The sequence below is a fragment of the Flagellimonas flava genome (assembly GCF_050617915.1).
Taxonomy (GTDB): domain Bacteria; phylum Bacteroidota; class Bacteroidia; order Flavobacteriales; family Flavobacteriaceae; genus Flagellimonas; species Flagellimonas flava_A.
In genome coordinates, this window is sequence record NZ_JBODQE010000002.1 from 598,422 (window position 1) to 619,446 (window position 21,025).

The window sequence follows — 21,025 nt, forward strand, 5'->3', positions numbered from 1 at the left end:
GATAGGAAGCTATTCCTCGCTTAGTGCTTTGGCAATTTTACGGTTCCACTCCAACTGTTTTTTTGCATTTCTGGAATATCCGGTTTCCCAATCGTATTGATCCTGAAAATCCTGAAGCTCCTGTAAAATATCCTGATAAATATCCCGGATTTCCTGTTTTACATTATCCGAAAAGGAGGTTCGTCGTAATTTGTTACGCATTTTTCTGGCGAAGAGCTCAGCAATGTCAAAATGGAGTTGTTCATGACTTAGGATAAGCTCGTCGCAAACCTCTGGTTTGTACCACGATTCATTGGGATAGAAATAGGCATTTACTTCAAAATCCAACTTTACCTCATGGTGAATCAGGTTTGCGGAGTAGCGATAACTGATGCCACTGGCTGTGGTAGCTGCGGGTTCGGCTGCTGGAGGTACTTTCCCTTTAAAATCCGACCAGGATAAACGCTTATTGGCATCCCATAACACTCCTTCCTCAATTTCCTGGCCCCAACCCAAAAAACCAAAAAGAAGTAAGCATATTATGGTATTTATTTTACCCAATTAAATTCAATTATCTTTTCAATGTCAGGGTGTAAACTGTAGTGTACAGGGCAGGTGTTCGCCGTATTTTCAAGAATTTTCCGATGTTTATCGGAAACATGGGCAGGAAATTCCATTTTCACCTCAATCTTACTGATACGTCTGGGGTTTGCCGCCATATGCTTGGTTACTTCAGCGGTGGAACCGGCCAAATCCACTTCCAAATCACGGGCCTTAATCCCCATCATAGTCAACATGCAACTGGCCAACCCTGTTGCCACCGTATCCGTAGGGGAAAAAGCCTGTCCCAAACCATTATTGTCCACAGGGGCATCGGTAACAAATTCATTGTTTGATCTAAGGTGCAGACAAGTGGTTCGTAGTTCGCCCTTATAAGTTACTTTTGAGGTCATCCAGTTGTATTTCCTTGATTTGTAAACTATCGTATTCCATCAGATAAGCCGCCCTGTTGTAGAACCCTGATGCATATTCATTGAAGTAGTTGAAACTGTTTCCAGTGTATTCGGTCAACCCAACTATTTTGGAGGTTTCGAATAGATTGTTCTTATGGGCCAGCTTCAACAAAAGATCAAAAGTGACATCAAAGCCTCTCACTGCATATCTGTCGGGCTGCAACCCCCCATATTTTTGTCTATAGGCCCTGGTAAAGGAATCATTGCCCGCCTTTCTGTAAAAACTTGGGTATGCAAATTTTAGGTTGGACAAATGCGAGACAGAGACTGCGTCATTCTCAAAGGCACTGTTGAAATTGGTGGTGAACATTCGCACGGAAACCTCCTCTGTATTGGCCGAGTTCAATATGGAACTTACACTGGATACCATATTGGCCTGATCGGTTTCCAAGAAAACCCAATTTTCCTTCTCCTCGGACAATTGAATCAAAAACTCATCCAAATGAAGGGATTTGTTGTCTATGACCTTGGCAATCTGTGCTGCCGGAAACTTGGACAAAATGGAGTCGTACGCAACTTGATGTGTGGAATCTGCAATGATAACGACATTTTGGTCGGTATGTACCTTGGCCAGATAATCCAACATCTTTTTTCTTAGCACCTCATCCTTGGGTACCGAGTAATACACATTTCCATGGCTCAGTTCGCTATCCGAGGCCGTTGGAGAGATTACTGGAATGTTCTTGCTTGCCGCTTGCACGGCAACTTCATCCAAAGCCTTGGTTGATACCGGGCCAATTATTGCACTCACATCCCAAATACTTTCGCGGAAAAGAATCTCCTTTACTTTAGCTTGGCTCAACTCGGTGTCGTAGGTATCCACTTCTACCGAAACGCCCATTTTTTTAATGGAATCCAAGGCCACCAAGGCCCCAGAGTAAAAACCGAGACTAAGCTCCAAATCCCTGCGGGTTTTTATTTGGTTGGAAGTTTTCGTGCGATCGTTCAAGTTGATACGATCCAATCTAAAGGGCAACATAAATACCAATTTGGGCCTGTTTTCCAAATTGATACTGTCAGCCAAGTTGATTTTGTCAATGACCAAGGCATTTTTAACCACCAATTCCCTGGAATTTGCTTTGGGCAACTTTAGCACCATTCCTGCTTTAAGCCCATTTTCCAAAGTAGGGTTCAAGGCAAAAAGAGTGTCCCTTGAGATTTTCAAGTTTTGGGTGAGCCTAAAAATGTTTTGCTTGGGTTTTACTTCGTAAAAAATAAAATTGTCCGTGTTGACTTCCCCAGAAGTATTTTTCTTTTTGGGCAAACGCAGCACCATTCCCTCTTTCAAGCCTCCTCGCTCCATGATTTCGGGATTAAGCTTCACAATGGAATCCGAAGGAATCCCATATTCCTTTCCTAGGCTATACAGCGTCTGTTTGGGAGGTACAGTAAACGAAGTAAAAAGATTTATTTCTTGTTCCAAGCTATCCCCTTTGGGCCTTGGTAGGGTAAGTTCCTGCCCAATCGCCAAATAATCGGAAGTACCGTCCAATTCAGGGTTAAGCTTTGCCAAGCTATCCACGGAGATACCATACTTATGTGCAATACTCCAGCGGGTTTCCTTGGGTTGTACCGTGTAAGTCTCAAAATCCAGGGCTCTTTCCTCTTCTTCCGTAAGTTCTGGATAGACAGGAATTTGCAAAATCATGCCCTTTTTTAAAGGTTCTGCATACAACTGCCTATTATGGCGCTTCAACTGCTCCTCCGTTATTTCGTAGCGTTGGGTAAGTCCAAATAGAGTTTCGCGTTTCCTTACCCTATGCCTAATAAAACTTTTGGGTTTGCGCTCCTCCGCAACCTTTTCCTCTTTGGGCTCGGTTTTGGGAGTGATGACACTGCCATCCAATGGAATGACCAAAAGGGTATTGACCTTTACGTCTGCAGCGGATTTTATCTCTTTATTGGATTGGATAATGGTATAGGGCGTAACCCTGTATTTTTGGGAAATGCTCTGTAGGGTCTCTCCCTCCTTTACGGCATGTGTTGTAAACTTTTGCGCAGAAAGCTGCGCTGTGGCCAAGAAAAACGCCACAAAACCCAATAATACAAGATGTTTTTTCATTCCCATTCTATTGTTGCTGGAGGCTTGGAGCTTATGTCATACACTACTCTATTAACGCCCTTCACCTTATTTATTATATCATTGGAGGTCTTTTGTAAAAATTCGTAGGGCAAATTCACCCAATCTGCCGTCATTCCGTCCGTGCTTTCCACTGCTCTGAGCGTAACGCATTTTTCATAAGTGCGTTCATCTCCCATAACCCCCACACTATTTACGGGCAAAAGCATGGCTCCGGCCTGCCAAACCTTGTCATAAAGTCCCCATTTTTTGAGTCCATCGATAAAAATAGCATCGACTTCCTGTAATATGGACACCTTTTCGGCAGTAATGTCACCCAAAATCCGAATTCCCAAACCTGGGCCTGGAAATGGGTGTCTTCCCAAAATTGCAGGATCCATCCCCAAATTCTTACCTACTCTTCGGACCTCATCCTTAAATAGCAAATGCAATGGTTCCACAATTTTCAATTTCATATAGTCCGGAAGTCCACCAACATTGTGGTGACTTTTAATGGTGGCCGATGGCCCGCCGCTTGCCGAAACGGACTCTATCCGATCGGGATAGATGGTTCCTTGGGCCAACCACTTTGCATTTTCCACCTTATGGGCTTCATCATCAAAAACTTCAATAAAGACTCTTCCGATGATCTTTCTTTTCTTCTCCGGTTCGGATTCTCCTTTCAAGGCTTCCAAAAAACGTGCCGAAGCATCCACGCCCTTAACATTGAGCCCCATGTGTTGATACTGGTCCAAAACACTTTCAAACTCATTTTTCCGCAGCAATCCATTGTTTACAAAGATGCAGTGCAGGTGCTTACCAATGGCCTTGTGCAACAACATGGCCGCCACGCTGGAATCCACTCCACCTGAAAGTCCTAAAATTACCTTCTCATCCCCTATTTTTTCCTTAAGCTCAGCCACTGTGGTCTCTATAAAGGCATCCGGTGTCCAATCCTGCTTTAAACCGGCAATCTTTATCAGGAAATTCTCCAGTAGCTGCTTTCCATCCTTGGTATGATAAACTTCTGGGTGAAATTGAATACCAAAGGTTTGTTCGCCTTCAATGCGAAAGGCCGCATTTTCAACATCATGGGTACTGGCCAAACGCACTGCCCCAGTGGGAAGTTCCTTGATGGTATCGCTATGGCTCATCCATACTTGGCTTCCTATTTCCAGGCCTTCCAAAAAGGTTTCACCCTCTTTTACAGTAGACAGATTGGCGCGACCATATTCCCTGGTCGCTGACGGAGCCACGCTACCTCCGTTGAAATGGGAGAGATATTGTGCTCCATAACAAATCCCCAATAATGGGATTTTTCCCTTGATTTCCGTAAGATCCGGATGCGGGGCATCTTCACTTCTAACGGAATAGGGAGATCCTGAAAGGATAACGGCTTTGTAAGCCGATAAATCTTCAGGTGGGTTATTAAAAGGTTTTATTTCTGAGTAAATGTTCAGCTCACGGACCCTTCTTGCAATCAACTGGGTGTACTGGGAGCCAAAGTCTAGGATAAGTACGTTGTTTTGCATGGGCAAAAATAGCAATTTGCCGGAGTTGGAAAAGTATCTTTTCGGGGATATTTTTTATAAGTTTTCAAAAGAGTTATTTAATAACGCTTGCCCTTATTTTTTGTTGATTTGGAGAGCTTCAAGGGTATCCTCAACTTCTATTTTATTGCGAAATATCGCACTTAAATATAACGTCAATTCGTTTTTTTCTTTACATTTTTCATCATTTCTTTGCTGTCCTAAACACGCCAAACTATGATTAAGGGATTCATCTTTGACCTGGATGGGGTTATCACTGACACCGCAGAGCTGCACTATAAGGCATGGAAAAACCTAGCCGATGAAATGGGCTGGGACTTTGATTACGAGATAAACGATAAACTACGGGGTATCTCAAGAATGGACTCCATAAAAGTGATTCTGGACCATAACCAAGCTTCTTTGAATGAGGAAACCCTTGCTGAACTGGCCACAAAGAAAAATGATATATATGTAGCCAGCTTGGATGAAATGACATCCGAAGATTATCTTCCCGGAGCCAAGGAGTTATTGACTCATTTAAGAACCGAAGGCTTTAACGTGGCATTGGGTAGCGCAAGCAAGAATGCCATCAAGGTATTGCAACAGCTCAATGCCAATATGTATTTTGATGTGATTGGGGATGGAAATAGTGTATCAAAAAGTAAGCCTGAACCCGACATCTTCCTATATGGTTCTGAAAAAATGAAGCTTCAGCCGGATGAATGTATCGTTTTTGAAGATGCCGAAAGTGGAATTGATGCCGCCAAGGCCGGTGGTTTTTACAGCGTGGGAATAGGTCCCAAGGAAAGGGTTGGCCACGCAGATTTAAGGTTTGATTCCATGGCCGAGGCCACTCTTTTCGAAATCAAGTCCCATTTTAAAGAGCTATTTAGCTAACATATTCTTTTTCAAAAGGTTGGTGTAAAATTGCCTATTTTTAGTTCGTAATCCACCCACCATGAAAATAATCCTGTATTACAGTTGTATCAGCTTCCTACTTTTGGCAACCTGCCTTAATGCTCAACAACCTAAAAATATTGACAGCATTATACAGGTAACTCGTAAAATGCCAGATGACACTTTAAAAGTGGCCTATTACGGCATCATCTATGAGAATTTGATGTTCAAGGACCCCAAAAAAGCCTTTGAGTTTGCAAAGAAGGAATTTGAGTTATCGAAAAAAATAGGGTATCAAACAGGGCTTGGAAGTGGTCAACTGCATCTTGCAGATTCCTACAAAAATTCTGGGCAGATTGATTCAGCCAAATATTATTTTGACCGATCTTACCAGATTTTCAAGAAGCAAGACCATACTCTTGGTTTGTTGTTCATCAATCACTCTCAGGCCTCCTTCGAGAAGAGTCAGGGCAATTATGAAAAGGCATTAGAGTATGCCAACAGGAATATTGAACTATACCGAAACAGGGATTCAATCAAAACAACCTACAATGCGGATTTCAATCTGATTGGAGCCGAGTATGAGTTAATCGGGAGCATTCATATAGAACTGGGCAACTATAACATCGCACTTAAGGAAACCCACAAAGCGCTAAAGTTCTATGAACAAATCAAGGACACGATAAGGGCTGGCGATGCACTCATGGCCTTGGGCAATATTGAAACCTTGCTGGGAAACCATGAAAAAGCAACCCCTTATTATAAAAAATCCTACTCCATTTACGATTACTTTAACGATCAGCAATACAAGGCCTTTTCGGCCAATAACATAGGTGACAACTATATGGTCCTGGGCCAATTCTCCAATGCCCAGAAGTATTTCAACGAAAGTTTGGAAATCGCTACGGAAATTGGAAACGAAGAGATAAAAGGAAATGCCTTGATTGCCATGGCGGGCGTATTCAGAGAATCTGAGGATCTCAATAAAGCGAAAGATTTTGCGGAAAGGGCCTTGGAAATCCACTCAAAACTGGAATACAAAAAAAATATTGCTGCTGATTTAATAGAGCTTGCCAAAATCAGTATACGCAGCAACAATTTCTCAGTAGCCCTGGATCATTTGGAACAGGCCATACGGATTTCTTCCGAGATTGGTGCAAAAGACAATTTAAGGGAATCATTACAGTTAAGGTACACGGTTTATAAAAAACAGGGGGATTTTACATTGGCTCTCTCCGATCATGAAATGTTCAAATCTGTTAACGATTCCATTTTTGACAAAACCAAATCCCAACAAATAGAGGAACTCCGAACCATTTACGACACTGAAAAAAAAGAACAACAGATTGCGCTACAAGACAAAGAGATAACTGTTTTGGAGCAACAGGCAGAAATCAGCACCCTGCAAAAAATGCTTTTAGGGGGGCTTTTGGTATTATCTTTAATTGGTTTTTATGGCATCCGTCAAAAACTGAAGCGTAACAAACTCGAAAAGGAGAAAGTGGATACCGAGCTGGCCTTTAAAAAGAAAGAACTTACCACCCATGCCCTGCACTTGGCCAAAAAGAACGAGGTCCTGGAAAGCCTAAAACAAAAGGCACAAGAGCTCAAGGAGAATGAAACCTCGAATAAAGGGTATCAACAGCTTATCCGGACCATTAATTTTGATTTGCAGGACGACAACAATTGGGAAAATTTCTCACGTTATTTTGAAGAGGTGCACAAAGATTTCAATAGCAACGTAAAAACCAAATATCCACAGGTCACTTCCAATGAGCTACGTCTTCTAGCTCTCTTAAAGATGAATCTTTCCTCAAAAGAGATCGCCAACATCCTTAATATTTCACCCGAAGGGATAAAAAAAGCCCGATACCGACTTCGCAAAAAGCTGGACATCACCACGGAAGATTCGTTACAAGACCTTGTGCTAAGCCTTTAAATATAGGGGCTTACAGTACCGTCCACCCTTTGTCCCCATTTTAATTTCAAGGTGTCCACCAATTGTCCACCTTAGTTTTTTCATTGCTCAAAATCAGCGCTTTAGGTTTGCCGTGTCATTAAGTTGACAAACCAGTTTTGTGGTCTTGCTCGGTTAAGGGCTGCAGACCGTTCGCCGGGCAGGTCACACAAAATTGCAATCAAATTTAACCCACAAAACAATAGGTGATGAAAACAACAAAAAAGTCAATCGTAAAAATTTTGGTTCCTTTATTGGTGATTATGCTCATAGGGTGTAGCACGGATACTGATGAAATGGGACCTGACCCAGACCCAACCACCAATCCCGACCCAGATTCTGGGGCAGATCTAACATTTGCCCAAGTAGTGGCCAAGGGAGGCGAGTTTGAAAGTTTTCCAGAAAGCAGGACCACCACAGAACTTTCAGAGTCTGAGCCTCAAAGTGAGGATTATGTAACCACGGACGAAGAAGGCGATGACATAGAGCAGCGATTTGTCTGTGTTACCAAACGGGTAAGTGTAACCGATGGCAACGGAACATTTCCTTTGTTCAATACCAGTGCGGATGTTATTTATCCTGGCAGTCTGCTTCAAGGAAAAACATTGAATAATGCCACCCCTTCCCCTATTGTGGTAGAAAGGGCTGGGGGAACCGTTTCTTATGACTTAAACAATGGCAATCTTCAATCAAGTTTCACCGTAGATCAAGTATCTAAAAGCAGCATCCAAAATGCGATGAACAATATCATTGCCGGAGCCGGGGATGTAGTACCCGCCAACTTCACTTTGGATATTTTACAGATTGAATCTGAAAGTCAATTGGCCCTTGAAATGGGATTGGATGTTCAGACTTTCACAACCAAGGTTTCGTCCGACCTGTCTTTCAGCACAGAGAAAACATTTAATCGCACCTTGGTCAAATTGACCCAGCGCTATTACACCATGAGTTTTGACCTCCCCACTAGCCTAAATGCCATTTTCTCGGACAATGCCACTCCAGAGCAATTGGATGCTTACATTCAGGCAGACAATCCTGCTACCTTTATTTCTTCTGTTACTTATGGAAGAATATTCTATATGCTGGTGGAATCCACTTCCAGTCGCCAAGAAATGGAAGCCAAATTGGATGTTGCCTATGGTGCTTTTAGAAATAAAGTGGAAGGCGAATTAGGGGTAAGCGCTATGGAAGAACTCAATGACCTCAAAATCAAGGTTGTTGCCTATGGAGGCGATGCCGCCGGAACTTTTGAGCTTGCGGGAGAGACCAACATTTCCGATATAGCCAGCAAGTTGGCTGAGAGTACCGACATTAGGGCGGGTCTACCTTTATCCTATGTGGTACGCAGTGTGGAGCGCCCCGACACTATTGTGGGCACATCTCTGGCAACAGAATACGACGTGGTCAATTGCGAATTAAAAGGAGTATTGCCTCCAGGAGCTTATACCGATCTAGTGGAACTTTTTGAAGATGGCATAGGAGCTATGGGGCATGTAGGTAACAGCGATGTGGTCATCTTTAATAAGGCGGGTACCCAATATGCCTGGTATAACGGAAACACTCCTGGTATCTTGGAAGATGGTGATAGAAAAATATTTGATATTACCGATGAAAATGGCCCCTTAGGTGGTCTAGAACTTGAAAATGTTGGAGCCATGGTGAAGTTTGCGGACAATCTTGCCGAACGACTCTACATCTTTAGCGGGGATGGTTTTAGCTTGCAAATTTATATTTTGAATAATTACACGGAAACCAATCAGTTACCTGCCGGTCCCGTGGGAGCCGCCGGTAGCGTGCTTTTAGTAAATTCTATTTTCGGAGATAGCGGTAATTTCTTTCTAGGAAGTGAAGGCATTGGTGCCGCGGTGCGGGTTGGTGCCACAAAAATGGCCTTTTTCGGGACCAGTGGAGATGATTATCAGATATACGATTCAAGCGGCTCGGGTTCTTGGTCGCCATTAACTCCTTCCAACGAATGGTTTGGTGATGCTGAGAGTTTCAAAAACGGCCGATTATTTGATAAAGTTGGGGCAGCCACAGAATTTTCAATAGGTGGGAGCAGTAGTCGATTCCTGTTCATAGAGGATACTGGCGATGAGCTTAATGAATGGTTCTCGTCGGCTACTATTGGTGAAGATAGATTCGAAGGACCCTGGGTCATTGACTAAGGTTGATTTGATATAGTGAAAAAAAAAAGCCCCAGGAACCACTCCGGGGCTTTAAAATAAAATCAAAACCAACCTAAACATATGAGTTTACCAACTCATTTTGTTAAAAAATTTCATAGCAATTTTCACTAGTAAAACAACTAGGTGGTAAAATACCCTACTTTATTTTCGATTTTTTTTGAAAAAAACACCTAAAAAAAGCCATTTACAGTCGTAATGAACTGAAATACAAATGGTTAAAATAGATAAAATTAATCCTTTAGAATCAAGAATTTTCCTGCCAGCGGGTCTAAAGACTCCATAAGATTGGGAATTAGGCGCTCCCCAATTTCCAAATATACCTCGGAAAAGTTAAGTTGCCTTTCTTGCAAGGACTGGTTTGGAAAAAGTGCATTTTGGATATCCGTCATGCGGATAACATGATCTCGGAGTTTTCGTTTTTGCGCCTGAAGCAATCTTTTTTCAAGGGCATCCAAACCTTTTTTCTGCTTCACTTCTTGGGCTTTTACAGCACCAATAAAACTTTTATCTGTTTCTTCGACCAATTTGTACATGGCCTCAAATTGTTCCTCTAGATGTTTCTTCTGCGGAGAAAAATCAATATCGATATTGGAAATTTCCCTAATTTTCTTGTTGATGAAACTGTTCTGTTTTAAGAAGAGATCAGGAATCTTCAATCCCAACTTCTCCACTTTTCCGTTTTGTTTTTCGGTCATAATTAGGGCCGAATTACGAAGTAATAACATGGGAAAGGTTACCTCCAAAGCATTAAAATACGCCTTGAGTTCCAACCAATAAGCCAGTTCCCCTCCTCCTCCTATGTAACACAGATTTGGCAATACGACCTCTTGATACAAGGGGCGTGCTATCACATTGGGTGAAAAGCGCTCGGGAAATTGCTCCAGTTCCTTTTCAAGCTCTTGCTTTGTGAATTTGATATCCGTATTGGACACCTCAAAATTTCCATCCTTGCCAACAATCCGCTCACGAATTCCATCTTTGTGATAGAAATAATTAATCTCCCGCGGGTTTACTTGAATCTTATAATCCGTTGATACTTTAGAGAGTCCATTGATTGAAGTCGTAACCAAATCAAACGGGATATTCTCAAAGATGTCCTGTTTGGCATACGGCACCAGCTCCTTTTTGAGGTTGGAATCATCTCCGTCCACAATAACCAAACCGAATTCGCCAAACAATGCATTGGCCAAAAATCTAGTGGCTTCGGTAAGCGTATTGTGCTCCAAATAAGCGGTTTGAAACAAGTTTTTAAGATGCTCAGCACTTGTTGAATTTCCAAGACCGGCGGAAAAAGTTTGGAACACTGCCTCCAACCCTTCGGTATTCAACGCGCCAACCGCGCCTGAAGCCTCCTTGTTCCACTGCACTTTTTGACCTTTGAAATTGAAGTAGTTGATCTCATCAAAATCATGATCTTCCGTGGCCATCCAATAGATGGGAACAAAATTGTAATCCGGATAGGTCTCCTTAAGTTTTTTGGTAAGGTTGATGGTGGAAACAATTTTGTACAAAAAGTAAAGTGGACCCGTATACAGATTCAGCTGGTGCCCAGTTACCACGGTAAAGGTTTTGGTATCACCTAATAGGGAAATGTTCTCTTGCGTAAGTTCTGAAACCTTTAGTCCCTTATACTGTTCCTCAACGGCTTCCACCAAAGTGCCTCTACGGTGCGAAGGAAAGTTGGCTTCTTTTTCCTTTATCTGGTCTTGAAAATTTTCTATTTGGGGGAATCTGTTGTAAAAAGGTTTTAGGTCTTCCTTTTGATCCAAATAATCACAAATAAGTCTAGAAAAATAACCAGTTTCCTTAAAAGGTATACACGCTACGTCCATCAAAGTTCAAAATGAAGTGCTAAAGATACTTCTCTTCTTTTTTTCTCATCCTAAAAATAAGTTAATTAGATAAGGTCCAATATTGTTTTAAAAATGGTGATTCTCTAATTTATTGTTAGATTTGATTTCTACTAACATCCGCACATATGACAAGATTTTTATTTTCTCTGTTGGCCCTTACAAGCTGTTTCCTTACTGCACAAAATCTAAAATCCCCTTCTGAGTTTTTGGGGTATGAATTGGGAACGGAATTTACCCGTCACCACGAAGTGGTGGATTACTACCAATACTTGGCGGAGCAAGCTCCGGATATGGTCAAATTAACCACTTACGGGCAAACCAATGAAAGACGCCCGCTGCTATTGGCCTATGTATCCTCTGCCACCAATATGGCCAATCTGGAAAACATTAGGCAAGAGCATTTAAAGGATACGGAAGGTTCTGGAAACAGCTCCGCAGCAATTGTGTGGTTGAGTTACAATGTTCACGGAAATGAAAGCGTAAGTACGGAAGCCTCCATGCAGACCATTTATGAGCTCCTTACCAGCAAACGTTCCTATTTGGATAACACTGTCGTAATTATGGACCCCTGTATCAATCCAGATGGAAGGGACCGTTATAGCAATTGGTACAATCAGTATAAAAACACGCCCCATCAGTTAGACCCCAACAGCAAGGAACACAACGAAGGCTGGTGGAGCGGGCGAAGCAACCACTATATGTTTGACCTCAACAGGGATTGGGCTTGGTTGACCCAGGTGGAGAGTCAACAGAGAATTAAAGTGTACAACGAGTGGCTTCCCCACGTGCATGTGGATTTTCATGAACAAGGCGTCAATGAGCCCTATTATTTTGCCCCTGCCGCGGAACCCTACCACGAAGTGATTACGGATTTCCAACGCGATTTTCAAGTTACTTTAGGAAAGAACCACGCCAAATATTTTGATGCCGAGGGCTGGTTCTATTTTACCAAGGAAATATTTGACCTTTTCTACCCGAGCTATGGAGATACCTACCCCACCTATAATGGCGCTATTGGCATGACCTATGAGCAAGGTGGCAGTGGACACGCTGGACTTGGAGTAATCACCGGTATTGGTGACACTCTTACTCTTAAGGACCGTATTGCCCATCACCATACCACGGGACTTTCCACTATTGAGGTTTCCCACCAAAATGCGGAGCGGTTGAACCAAGAATTCAAGAAGTTCTACCAAAATAAAAACTTCAAATACAAAAGCTATGTATTGAACGGGGATTCCGATAAAATTGAAGCATTGAAGCAACTTCTTTCCAAGCATAAAATCAAATACGGAAGTCCAACAGTTTCATCGGTTAAGGGCTATAATTACCAAACAGGTGGCAGTGGAAGCATGGCTATTTCCCAAAACAGTTTGGTGGTCTCCACAAACCAGTCCAAAGGTACTTTGGTCAAGGTATTGTTTGAGCCGAATGCAAAACTGAGTGATTCACTTACCTATGACATTACAGCCTGGTCTTTGCCATATGCATATGGCTTGAATGGTATAGCCTCAACTTCGTTGGTTACCAGTCAAGCGCAAAATCCAGCGGTAAACTCAGGTGCTTTGGATGCCAATAGCTACGCCTATATCTCCAATTGGAACAGCATGAAAGATGCCAAATTCTTGGCTGCATTGCTGAAAGCCGGTATTCGCGTACGCAAAGCTGATCATCCATTTTCCGTTGAAGGCAAGTCCTTTGCAAGGGGGAGTTTGATCATCACTAAGGGCGATAATCAAAATAATGCGGACTTCTTTTCCCAATTGACGAAAATTAGCAGGGAATTCAGTCAAGAATTGACGGCCTCCAGTACGGGTTATGTTGATTCTGGAAAGGATTTTGGTTCTGCTTATGTTCAAATGATTTCCAAACCCAAAATCGCGGTTTTATCCGGGGAACCTACCTCCACCCTTCGGTTTGGAGAAATCTGGCATTTCTTTGAGCAGCAATTGGAGTATCCCATTACGGTTATTGATAGCGAATATGCCGATCAGGTAGATCTAAAAGACTACGATATTCTGATACTTCCCAGCGGAGGTTATGGAAATCATTTTAATGAGGCCCAGTTGACCAAACTCAAGGACTGGGTGTCTGCCGGAGGTAAGCTCATTGCCATGGGCGGTGCCATTGATGGTATTGATGGTGAAAAAGGATTCGGCATCAAGAAAAAGGAAGCTGCCAAAGATTCAACAAAAAATAAACCAAAACCCCATAAGAACGCACAACGGGAACAAATCAAAAATGCCATTACCGGAGCCATCTTTAAAGCAAGAGTGGATAATTCGCATCCTTTGGCCTATGGCTATGGAACGGAATACTTTACCCTAAAACTTGGAAGTGCAGGATATGATTACTTAAAATACGGCAACGCCGCTTATTTAGAAGGTGAAAGTCCCAAACAAGTGTCCGGTTTTGCTGGGAGTGAAGCACTCAAAAAAGTAGCCAATTCACTGATTTTTGGTGTGGAGAACCGCGGTGAAGGTGCGGTGGTTTACATGGTTGACAATCCGTTGTTCCGAGGCTTTTGGGAAAATGGAAAACTGTTCTTTGCAAACGCCTTGTTTATGGTAGATTAAGTACAAGGCTGTGGCAAATTTAAAGGGTTGGGACGGGTATCCAGCCCTAGCTTCGCATTTTAAAAATTTGTATCTTTATAGTTAGGATTATTTATAAAATCATAGGCTATGAATTTATTTGCCAACACTTTATACAAAGGGATTCGATTGGTCCCCACATGTCTTCTCTTACTTGTTTGGATGCTTTCCCCTTTGGATTCCATGGCATTTCAGGATGTTCAGGATGGAGACAGTGCTTTTAATCAATACAAGGGAGAAATAAGCGATGCTTCCTCCAAAAAGCCCTTGGTTTTTGCTACCCTTTCGGTAGAAGGCACCAACATAAGTACGATTACCAATACGGAGGGTAATTTTTTGCTTAAGATACCCAAGGAAATGACGGATGGCACAGTGGTGGTTTCCTTTTTGGGGTATAAGAGCAAGAACATTCCGCTGGCCGATTTAAAGCCCAATAAAAACAAGATTACCCTTGTAGTTTCGGTTACAGAGCTATCGGAGGTGAATATCAACGCCCCAAAAGATGCAGCAGCCTTGGTTAGGGAGACTTTGGCCCGAAAAGGGGACAATTACTTTGACGATCCCACGTTGATGACCGCGTTTTACAGGGAAACCATCAAAAAGCGAAGAAAAAATGTATCCCTGTCCGAAGCTGTGGTAAACATTTATAAGACTCCCTATAGCTCACTCCGAAAGGATGCAGTTGAACTCTATAGGGCACGCAAAAGCACAGACTACAGTAAATTGGATACCGTAGCCCTGAAACTTCAAGGTGGGCCTTTCAACACCCTTTATGTGGATATTATGAAGTATCCAGAGTATATTTTCGCTGAAGGCTCCATTCAAGATTACCAGTTCACCTTTAGTCGTTCCACCAGAATTAATGACCAGCTGATTTATGTTATCAAGTTTAATCAATGGGAGAGTATTAAAGAGCCCTTATACCAAGGAGAGCTTTTTATCGATGTGGAGAACAGAACCTTGACCAGTGCCATTTACACCCTCAACATCACAGATAAGTACAAGGCGGCCCGGCTCTTTGTCAGGAAAAAACCCGCCAAGGTGGATGTATGGCCCACGGAGGTGGCCTACCGAGTGGACTACCGTGAAAAAGGAGGCAAGTGGTATTATGGGTACAGCAATGTCCTTTTGGAATTTAAAGTGGATTGGCAAGACAAACTGTTCAACTCCGTGTATAGTATGACAGCCGAAATGGCGGTAACAGATTGGGAGAAAAACTTGGACGGACAATTACCAAAAGTCAGGGAACGTCTTAAAAAGTCCATTATTTTGAGTGATGAGGCATTGGGATTCTCCGACCCGGATTTCTGGGGTGAATATAACATCATTGAGCCAGAGAAGTCCATTGAGTCCGCTATTAAAAAAATACAGAGGCAATTGCGTAGGGCAAGGTCAAAGGGTGGATCAGCAGCTCCTTAAACATGCCTCCATACCGTTCTGTGGTAGATACAAATCATAAAGTCAAAAATAGTCACCATATTTAGGGTGGCTATTTTATTTTGTGACCATGTAAAACCTAAACCCAATGCTTAAAAGAAGGCAATTTATCAATCTATCCGCACTGCTGTCCGCTTCCACCTTGGTCTCCCAGGTAAGACCCAACATTGAAGGTTTTGCGAAGGACACCAACAAATTGTTGCCCAAAAGACTAAAGAAAGGAGACACCATTGGGCTGATTGCCCCAGGGTATGCGGTTAAACCTGAGGTTTTAGAAGAAATGAAGTCCACCTTGGTTGATATGGGCTTTGTTCCCTACCATACAGATCGTATTCATGGAAATCACGGATATTTTAGCGACACGGATAAAGAACGGGCAGATGATCTTAATGAAATGTTCACCAATCCGGATATAGATGCCATTCTCTGCGCCCGTGGTGGTTACGGCTGCACCCGAATCATGCAAATGATCAATTACGACAACATAAAATCAAATCCAAAAATATTGGTAGGGTTTAGTGATGTTACCGCCCTTCTGAATGGCATCAACCAAGAAACTGGATTGGTCACCTTCCATGGTCCCGTGGGTAGTACAATTGATGACGACTACAGCAAGCAACAGTTGCTGACAAAGTTGGAATCCCCCAATTACCCACAAACCATAGAAAATGTGGTTTTGGAGGACAAGGAAATGCTTGAAAACCCGGAATATGAGCGATACACCATAACTGCAGGTTCCGCATCGGGTAAATTAGTGGGTGGTAGTTTAAGTTTGATTGTGGCATTAGTAGGCACCCCTCATGAAATTGATTTTACCGATGCCATAGTTTGTATTGAAGATGTGGAGGAAGCGCCCTATAGAATGGACAGAATGTTAACACAGTTGATCGAAGGATCCACATTTAAAAAAGCCAAGGGAATCGTTTTTGGGGTTTGCGCCGGATGCGATAAAGAACCAAGTCCCAGCGGTTTCACCCTAAAGGAAGTCCTCATGGACCGAATTGCTCCCTTGAACATTCCGTCAGCGTATGGAATGAGCTTTGGCCATGTCCCGAACAACTTTACTTTTCCAATTGGTATCCATGCCCATTGGGATGCCGATAAAATGACTTTGGAGCTTTTGGAAAATGCAGTTTTATAACCCTCAGATTTAATAACATGCATAAAAAAAGGCCCGGATAACCGAGCCTTTGTTCCAAGAAGCTTTTTTTATTTTTCAAACTCCAAAAGCGTTTGCTTGATAATGGAAATGCAATCCATCAATTGTTCATGGTTCATGACCAATGGCGGTGCAAATCGAATTATATTGCCATGGGTGGGCTTGGCCAACAATCCATTGTCGCGCAACGCCATACAGATATCCCACGCGGTGGAACTATCTTCTGTGTCATTGATCACGATGGCATTCAAAAGGCCTTTTCCTCGTACTTTTAAAACCAAATCGCAGCTTGGAATGAACTTGTTGAGTTCTTCTCTAAAAATTTCACCCAATTCCATGGCGTTTTCTGCCAGTTGCTCCTCCTTGACCACCTCAAGTGCAGCTATTCCAACGGCAGCTGCAACAGGATTACCACCAAAAGTGCTTCCATGGCTTCCAGGGGTAATCACATCCATGATTTCATCATTGGCCAAAACCGCCGAAACTGGATAAGCTCCTCCAGACAAGGCTTTACCCAAAATCAAAATATCCGGTTTTACGTCCTCATGATCAACTGCCAATAGTTTTCCCGTACGGGCTATTCCCGTTTGTACCTCATCTGCAATAAAGAGAACGTTGTGTTGCTCACAAAGTGCCCTAGCCGCTGTCAAGTAGCCTTCCGAGGGCACATAGACCCCTGCTTCACCCTGAATAGGCTCAACAAGGAATCCTGCCACATCTGGATTAGCGATCAAGGCATTTTCCAAAGCCTGCAGATTATCGTATTCAATCTTAACAAAACCCTCGGTATAGGGTCCATAGTTCTCCCTTGCAACGGGATCGTTGGAGAAAGAGATGATCGTTGTTGTTCTTCCGTGGAAGTTATTTTCACACACAATGATCTTCGCCTGATTCTCAGGAATCCCTTTTTTCTGATACGCCCATCTACGGCAAATCTTCAAAGCCGTTTCAACCGCTTCCGCTCCAGTGTTCATGGGCAGCAATTTGTCAAACCCAAAGGTGGAGGTCACATACTTTTCATAAATACCCAACATGTCGTTGTAGAATGCTCGGGAAGTCAATGTCAGGGTTCTTGCCTGATCTACCATGGCCCCAACAATCTTTGGATGGCAGTGACCTTGGTTCACGGCCGAGTAGGCCGACAAAAAATCGTAATACTTTTTTCCTTCAGCATCCCAAACATATACCCCTTCTCCCCTGCTCAGTACAACGGGTAGTGGATGATAATTGTGGGCTCCGTACTTGTTCTCTAAATCAATCGCTTGCTGCGACGTTAAATGTTCTAAAACAGCCATTTTAGTAATTTTTAAATTGATAAAACAACCATTCCTTCTGTACCTTTATTCTTTCGAGGACTCGAAAAAGCAGCGTGGGAGAGAAATCATCCCTAGTAGTGTCGCAAAAATATCAAATTTTTATCCAATTAAAAGTGAATTGTACGTCACTTTTTATGGGAAAGCGCAGAGATTTGCAGCTCCAATCGTTTTAATTCCCGAAGCACATCGTTTTTGTCCATTTGCATCCAAAAATAGACTTTGAGCATGCTCATGATCAAACTGGAAACAAATATGCCCATGCCCCATTTAATAAGGTCATTGGTAGCTTCCGAATCCAAAAACTGGATGGAGCAGTAAATTAAGAGTCCAAAAAATATCAGAACCATGATGTTCATGATAACGGCCAACCAGCCCATTTTACCCTTAAAAATTCCCCCAAACTTCTCCAAGACATTCTGTTCTCCCAGTTCATCGTAAAATTTGGCTTCCTCCTGGGTAAGCGCTTCCTTGATCAACTTGTCTATTTCTTCCATCTCTTTTTTCATCTTATTTATTTTTTAAAATTTTCTTCAACTTTTCTCTTGCATGGTACAATCGTGATTTTGTTGTTCCCACGGATATGTCCAAAATTTCGGCAATCTCTTTCAGGGAGTATTCTTCCGTGTAAAATAACTTCAATACCATTTGCTGGTTTTCAGGCAACTCCTTTATGGCACTCAACAGCCGGGTTACCTTTCCCGTGTCATCATTTCCCTTTGGCGTTTGCTCTGGATTGTTTTCCGCATAACTTTTCAGATTCCTTTGACTGCTTTTAAGTTTGTTTAGGTAATCCAAACTTTTGTGCGTTACAATCTTGGTGGACCAACTGCTAAAACTGTTGGGATCCTTTAGCGTGTTCAACTTTTTTATGATCACCCGCCATGAATCTTGGACAATGTCCTTCGAGGCCTCAACATCATTGGTGTATCTATAGGAATGCCTGCACAATCGATTATGATGCCGATTGACCAGTACGGACAAAGACTTTACGTTCCCAGACTGGTATTCCAATACCATTAAGCCATCAAATACAAAACGGGTTGTTTTCATATCTACTTTCAATACAAGGACGCCTTGTCATGGAAAAGGTTCAAAAGTTTGAAGAATTTTTTGGGATACATTTATACAAGTTAGTTGTTCTGAATAAAAACCTATGCCTACTTTTGCGCCATGCGAAGAAAAAAGAGCCGACAGACCTTTGAACATGTTGAAGTTGTGGACGCCGGAGCCAAGGGAAAATCCGTTGGAAAAGCTCCGGACGGAAGGGTAATCTTTCTTTCCAATGCTGTTCCTGGTGATGTAGTGGATGTGATGACAACCAGGAAACGTAAGGCCTATTTTGAAGGAGTTGCCACCAATTTTCATCAACGCTCAGCCAAACGAACAGATCCCCAATGTGAACATTTTGGGGTTTGCGGGGGATGCAAATGGCAACACATGGCTTATGAACACCAGCTGTTCTATAAGCAGAAGGAAGTGGAAAATAATCTTCAGCGAATTGGCGGGGTGGAGCTACCAGAGACCATGCCCATCCTAGGTTCCGAGAAGCAATATTTCTATCGGAATAAAATGGAGTTTTCATTTTCGAGCAGTAGATGGCTTACTGAACAGGAAATCAACTCGCAGGAGGAAATCACAGATCGCAATGCGCTGGGTTTTCACATCCCTGGTATGTGGGACAAAATTCTGGACATCAACAAATGCCATTTACAAGAAAATCCTTCCAACGCCATTAGAACGGCCATTAGACAATTTGCTGTAGAAAACGGGCTTCCCTTTTTCAATCCAAGGACCCAGGAAGGCTTACTTCGAACCTTGATGTTACGGACAAGTAGTATTGGGGAGGTCATGGTTCTGATTCAATTTTTTGAGGATAACAAAGAACAAAGGGAACTATTGCTGAATTTTTTGATGGAAGAATTCCCCGAAATCACCTCCTTGCTTTACGTTATAAATCAAAAGCCGAACGACACCATCTATGATCAGGACGTGGTCTGCTTTTCAGGTCGGGACCATATTTTTGAGGAGATGGAAGGCCTAAAATTCAAGATAAACGCAAAATCCTTTTACCAGACCAACTCTGAGCAAGCATACGAACTGTACAAAGTCACTAGAGATTTCGCTGGACTTACAGGTAAGGAATTGGTGTATGACCTGTATACGGGAACCGGCACCATAGCCCAATTTGTTTCCAAAAAAGCCAAAAAGGTCATTGGGGTTGAATCTGTTCCAGAAGCCATTGAAGATGCCAAAAACAATGCCCTTGGAAATGACATATCCAATGTGGAGTTTTACGTAGGGGATATGAAGAATGTATTCACTACGGAATTTATTGAACAACATGGTCAACCCGACGTTATCATCACCGATCCGCCCAGGGACGGTATGCACAAACAAGTTGTGGAGCAACTGTTGCAGGTAGCTGCCCAAAGAATTGTTTATGTGAGTTGCAACAGCGCAACCCAAGCCAGGGATTTGGCTCTATTGGATGAAAAATACCAAGTAATCAAGGTGCAACCGGTGGATATGTTTCCCCAAACACATCACGTTGAAAATGTTGTACTTCTTTCATTACGTGATACCTACAAGGGTAGTTAATCTTAGTTTTGCGGATTAATTGCAGAATTTTGATTAATTTGGTTAGGAAATGAAACAAAATTTAATCGAGTATTTTGAAAATAATTGGCAGCCTAAAGAGCTAGTGGATGGTGAATCATTTAGTTATGGGATTTGTTATGTTCTGTACAATAGATCTTCAAAGAGGTACAAGATAGGGGTAACTGAAAATTTAAATCAAAGAGTAAACAAAATAACAACAGAATCCGGTTGTATAATCGATGTTGTCATGACTATATTATCTGAAGGAGGTCGATGTCCTATTTATCCTGTAATAGAAGAACTATTGCATAAGTATTACAAATCAAAGCGATTCCTAGGAGAATGGTTTGAATTAGATAAAAAAGAGGCACCTATATACAATATGGGACAGGAATGAATAATATTTCTAGGATATACTGGGAAAGTATTTTTTTCGGGAATC

At 42.4% G+C, this 21,025-nt stretch carries 16 protein-coding genes; 8 read left to right on the forward strand and 8 right to left on the reverse strand.

Features of this window, described 5'->3' with window-relative positions:
- Positions 1–9: 9 nt before the first annotated feature.
- Genes ACRHOZ_RS08465 through guaA form a run of 4 tightly spaced genes read right to left on the reverse strand, consistent with a single transcriptional unit; the run spans position 10 to position 4,583 of the window.
- Positions 10–540, reverse strand: a complete 531-nt coding sequence (locus ACRHOZ_RS08465) for a DUF922 domain-containing protein (protein WP_431124584.1) — start codon at positions 538–540, stop codon at positions 10–12.
- Positions 528–932, reverse strand: coding sequence for an OsmC family protein (locus tag ACRHOZ_RS08470; RefSeq protein ID WP_431124586.1), 405 nt, complete (start codon positions 930–932; stop codon positions 528–530). The genes ACRHOZ_RS08465 and ACRHOZ_RS08470 overlap by 13 nt, the downstream gene beginning before the upstream one ends.
- The gene (locus tag ACRHOZ_RS08475; protein WP_431124588.1) at positions 910–3,054 is read right to left on the reverse strand and encodes a LysM peptidoglycan-binding domain-containing protein; all 2,145 of its coding nucleotides are present in this window, start codon (positions 3,052–3,054) and stop codon (positions 910–912) included. Before ACRHOZ_RS08475 ends, ACRHOZ_RS08470 begins: the two co-directional genes overlap by 23 nt.
- The gene (guaA, locus tag ACRHOZ_RS08480; RefSeq protein ID WP_431124590.1) at positions 3,051–4,583 is read right to left on the reverse strand and encodes a glutamine-hydrolyzing GMP synthase; all 1,533 of its coding nucleotides are present in this window, start codon (positions 4,581–4,583) and stop codon (positions 3,051–3,053) included. Before guaA ends, ACRHOZ_RS08475 begins: the two co-directional genes overlap by 4 nt.
- Before the next feature lie 234 nt (positions 4,584–4,817).
- On the opposite strand from guaA, the gene pgmB reads away from it, so the two are divergent.
- The 3 genes from pgmB to ACRHOZ_RS08495 all read left to right on the forward strand — a co-directional run bounded on the left by pgmB (position 4,818) and on the right by ACRHOZ_RS08495 (position 9,605).
- Positions 4,818–5,480, forward strand: coding sequence for a beta-phosphoglucomutase (gene pgmB / locus ACRHOZ_RS08485; protein WP_431124592.1), 663 nt, complete (start codon positions 4,818–4,820; stop codon positions 5,478–5,480).
- 61 nt (positions 5,481–5,541) lie between these two features.
- Positions 5,542–7,419, forward strand: coding sequence for a tetratricopeptide repeat protein (locus ACRHOZ_RS08490; RefSeq protein ID WP_431124595.1), 1,878 nt, complete (start codon positions 5,542–5,544; stop codon positions 7,417–7,419).
- Positions 7,420–7,646: 227 nt separating this feature from the next.
- Positions 7,647–9,605: a thiol-activated cytolysin family protein gene (locus tag ACRHOZ_RS08495; RefSeq protein ID WP_431124597.1), complete on the forward strand. Its 1,959-nt coding sequence runs from the start codon at positions 7,647–7,649 to the stop codon at positions 9,603–9,605.
- Positions 9,606–9,856: 251 nt separating this feature from the next.
- On the opposite strand, the gene bshC is transcribed toward ACRHOZ_RS08495, so the two are convergent.
- Positions 9,857–11,458, reverse strand: coding sequence for a bacillithiol biosynthesis cysteine-adding enzyme BshC (gene bshC / locus ACRHOZ_RS08500; protein ID WP_431124599.1), 1,602 nt, complete (start codon positions 11,456–11,458; stop codon positions 9,857–9,859).
- A gap of 146 nt (positions 11,459–11,604) precedes the next feature.
- Here bshC and ACRHOZ_RS08505 point away from each other — a divergent pair, with 146 nt between their 5' ends.
- The 3 genes from ACRHOZ_RS08505 to ACRHOZ_RS08515 all read left to right on the forward strand — a co-directional run bounded on the left by ACRHOZ_RS08505 (position 11,605) and on the right by ACRHOZ_RS08515 (position 16,651).
- Complete coding sequence (locus ACRHOZ_RS08505) at positions 11,605–14,055, forward strand: M14 family metallopeptidase (RefSeq protein ID WP_431124602.1); 2,451 nt, start codon at positions 11,605–11,607, stop codon at positions 14,053–14,055.
- Positions 14,056–14,163: 108 nt separating this feature from the next.
- Positions 14,164–15,492: a carboxypeptidase-like regulatory domain-containing protein gene (locus ACRHOZ_RS08510; protein ID WP_431124604.1), complete on the forward strand. Its 1,329-nt coding sequence runs from the start codon at positions 14,164–14,166 to the stop codon at positions 15,490–15,492.
- Between the two features lie 106 nt (positions 15,493–15,598).
- Positions 15,599–16,651 carry a S66 peptidase family protein gene (locus ACRHOZ_RS08515; RefSeq protein ID WP_431124607.1) on the forward strand — a complete coding sequence of 351 codons (1,053 nt, stop codon included), beginning with the start codon at positions 15,599–15,601 and terminating at the stop codon, positions 16,649–16,651.
- Between the two features lie 68 nt (positions 16,652–16,719).
- Here the strand turns inward: ACRHOZ_RS08515 and rocD are convergent, their stop codons facing one another.
- From rocD to ACRHOZ_RS08530, 3 genes are all read right to left on the reverse strand, one after another.
- Positions 16,720–17,964: an ornithine--oxo-acid transaminase gene (gene rocD / locus ACRHOZ_RS08520; protein ID WP_431124609.1), complete on the reverse strand. Its 1,245-nt coding sequence runs from the start codon at positions 17,962–17,964 to the stop codon at positions 16,720–16,722.
- Between the two features lie 146 nt (positions 17,965–18,110).
- Positions 18,111–18,491 carry a DUF6768 family protein gene (locus ACRHOZ_RS08525; protein ID WP_420399118.1) on the reverse strand — a complete coding sequence of 127 codons (381 nt, stop codon included), beginning with the start codon at positions 18,489–18,491 and terminating at the stop codon, positions 18,111–18,113.
- Position 18,492: 1 nt separating this feature from the next.
- Positions 18,493–19,035 (reverse strand): RNA polymerase sigma factor, encoded by a 543-nt coding sequence (locus ACRHOZ_RS08530; protein WP_431124612.1) that lies wholly within the window; start codon positions 19,033–19,035, stop codon positions 18,493–18,495.
- Between the two features lie 120 nt (positions 19,036–19,155).
- On the opposite strand from ACRHOZ_RS08530, the gene rlmD reads away from it, so the two are divergent.
- A complete protein-coding gene (rlmD, locus tag ACRHOZ_RS08535; protein ID WP_431124614.1) occupies positions 19,156–20,583 on the forward strand; it encodes a 23S rRNA (uracil(1939)-C(5))-methyltransferase RlmD in 1,428 nt (475 codons plus the stop codon).
- A gap of 49 nt (positions 20,584–20,632) precedes the next feature.
- The gene (locus tag ACRHOZ_RS08540; protein WP_431124616.1) at positions 20,633–20,980 is read left to right on the forward strand and encodes a GIY-YIG nuclease family protein; all 348 of its coding nucleotides are present in this window, start codon (positions 20,633–20,635) and stop codon (positions 20,978–20,980) included.
- Positions 20,981–21,025: the final 45 nt, after the last annotated feature.

What these genes read in the sequence shown, in the direction of transcription:
- ACRHOZ_RS08470 (WP_431124586.1), bottom strand. Translation starts at nt 932, where the DNA reads ATGACCTCAAAAGTAACTTATAAGGGCGAACTACGAACCACTTGTCTG.
- ACRHOZ_RS08475 (WP_431124588.1), bottom strand. Translation starts at nt 3,054, where the DNA reads ATGAAAAAACATCTTGTATTATTGGGTTTTGTGGCGTTTTTCTTGGCC.
- guaA (WP_431124590.1), bottom strand. Translation starts at nt 4,583, where the DNA reads ATGCAAAACAACGTACTTATCCTAGACTTTGGCTCCCAGTACACCCAG.
- pgmB (WP_431124592.1), top strand. Translation starts at nt 4,818, where the DNA reads ATGATTAAGGGATTCATCTTTGACCTGGATGGGGTTATCACTGACACC.
- ACRHOZ_RS08490 (WP_431124595.1), top strand. Translation starts at nt 5,542, where the DNA reads ATGAAAATAATCCTGTATTACAGTTGTATCAGCTTCCTACTTTTGGCA.
- ACRHOZ_RS08495 (WP_431124597.1), top strand. Translation starts at nt 7,647, where the DNA reads ATGAAAACAACAAAAAAGTCAATCGTAAAAATTTTGGTTCCTTTATTG.
- bshC (WP_431124599.1), bottom strand. Translation starts at nt 11,458, where the DNA reads ATGGACGTAGCGTGTATACCTTTTAAGGAAACTGGTTATTTTTCTAGA.
- ACRHOZ_RS08505 (WP_431124602.1), top strand. Translation starts at nt 11,605, where the DNA reads ATGACAAGATTTTTATTTTCTCTGTTGGCCCTTACAAGCTGTTTCCTT.
- ACRHOZ_RS08510 (WP_431124604.1), top strand. Translation starts at nt 14,164, where the DNA reads ATGAATTTATTTGCCAACACTTTATACAAAGGGATTCGATTGGTCCCC.
- ACRHOZ_RS08515 (WP_431124607.1), top strand. Translation starts at nt 15,599, where the DNA reads ATGCTTAAAAGAAGGCAATTTATCAATCTATCCGCACTGCTGTCCGCT.
- rocD (WP_431124609.1), bottom strand. Translation starts at nt 17,964, where the DNA reads ATGGCTGTTTTAGAACATTTAACGTCGCAGCAAGCGATTGATTTAGAG.
- ACRHOZ_RS08525 (WP_420399118.1), bottom strand. Translation starts at nt 18,491, where the DNA reads ATGAAAAAAGAGATGGAAGAAATAGACAAGTTGATCAAGGAAGCGCTT.
- ACRHOZ_RS08530 (WP_431124612.1), bottom strand. Translation starts at nt 19,035, where the DNA reads ATGAAAACAACCCGTTTTGTATTTGATGGCTTAATGGTATTGGAATAC.
- rlmD (WP_431124614.1), top strand. Translation starts at nt 19,156, where the DNA reads ATGCGAAGAAAAAAGAGCCGACAGACCTTTGAACATGTTGAAGTTGTG.
- ACRHOZ_RS08540 (WP_431124616.1), top strand. Translation starts at nt 20,633, where the DNA reads ATGAAACAAAATTTAATCGAGTATTTTGAAAATAATTGGCAGCCTAAA.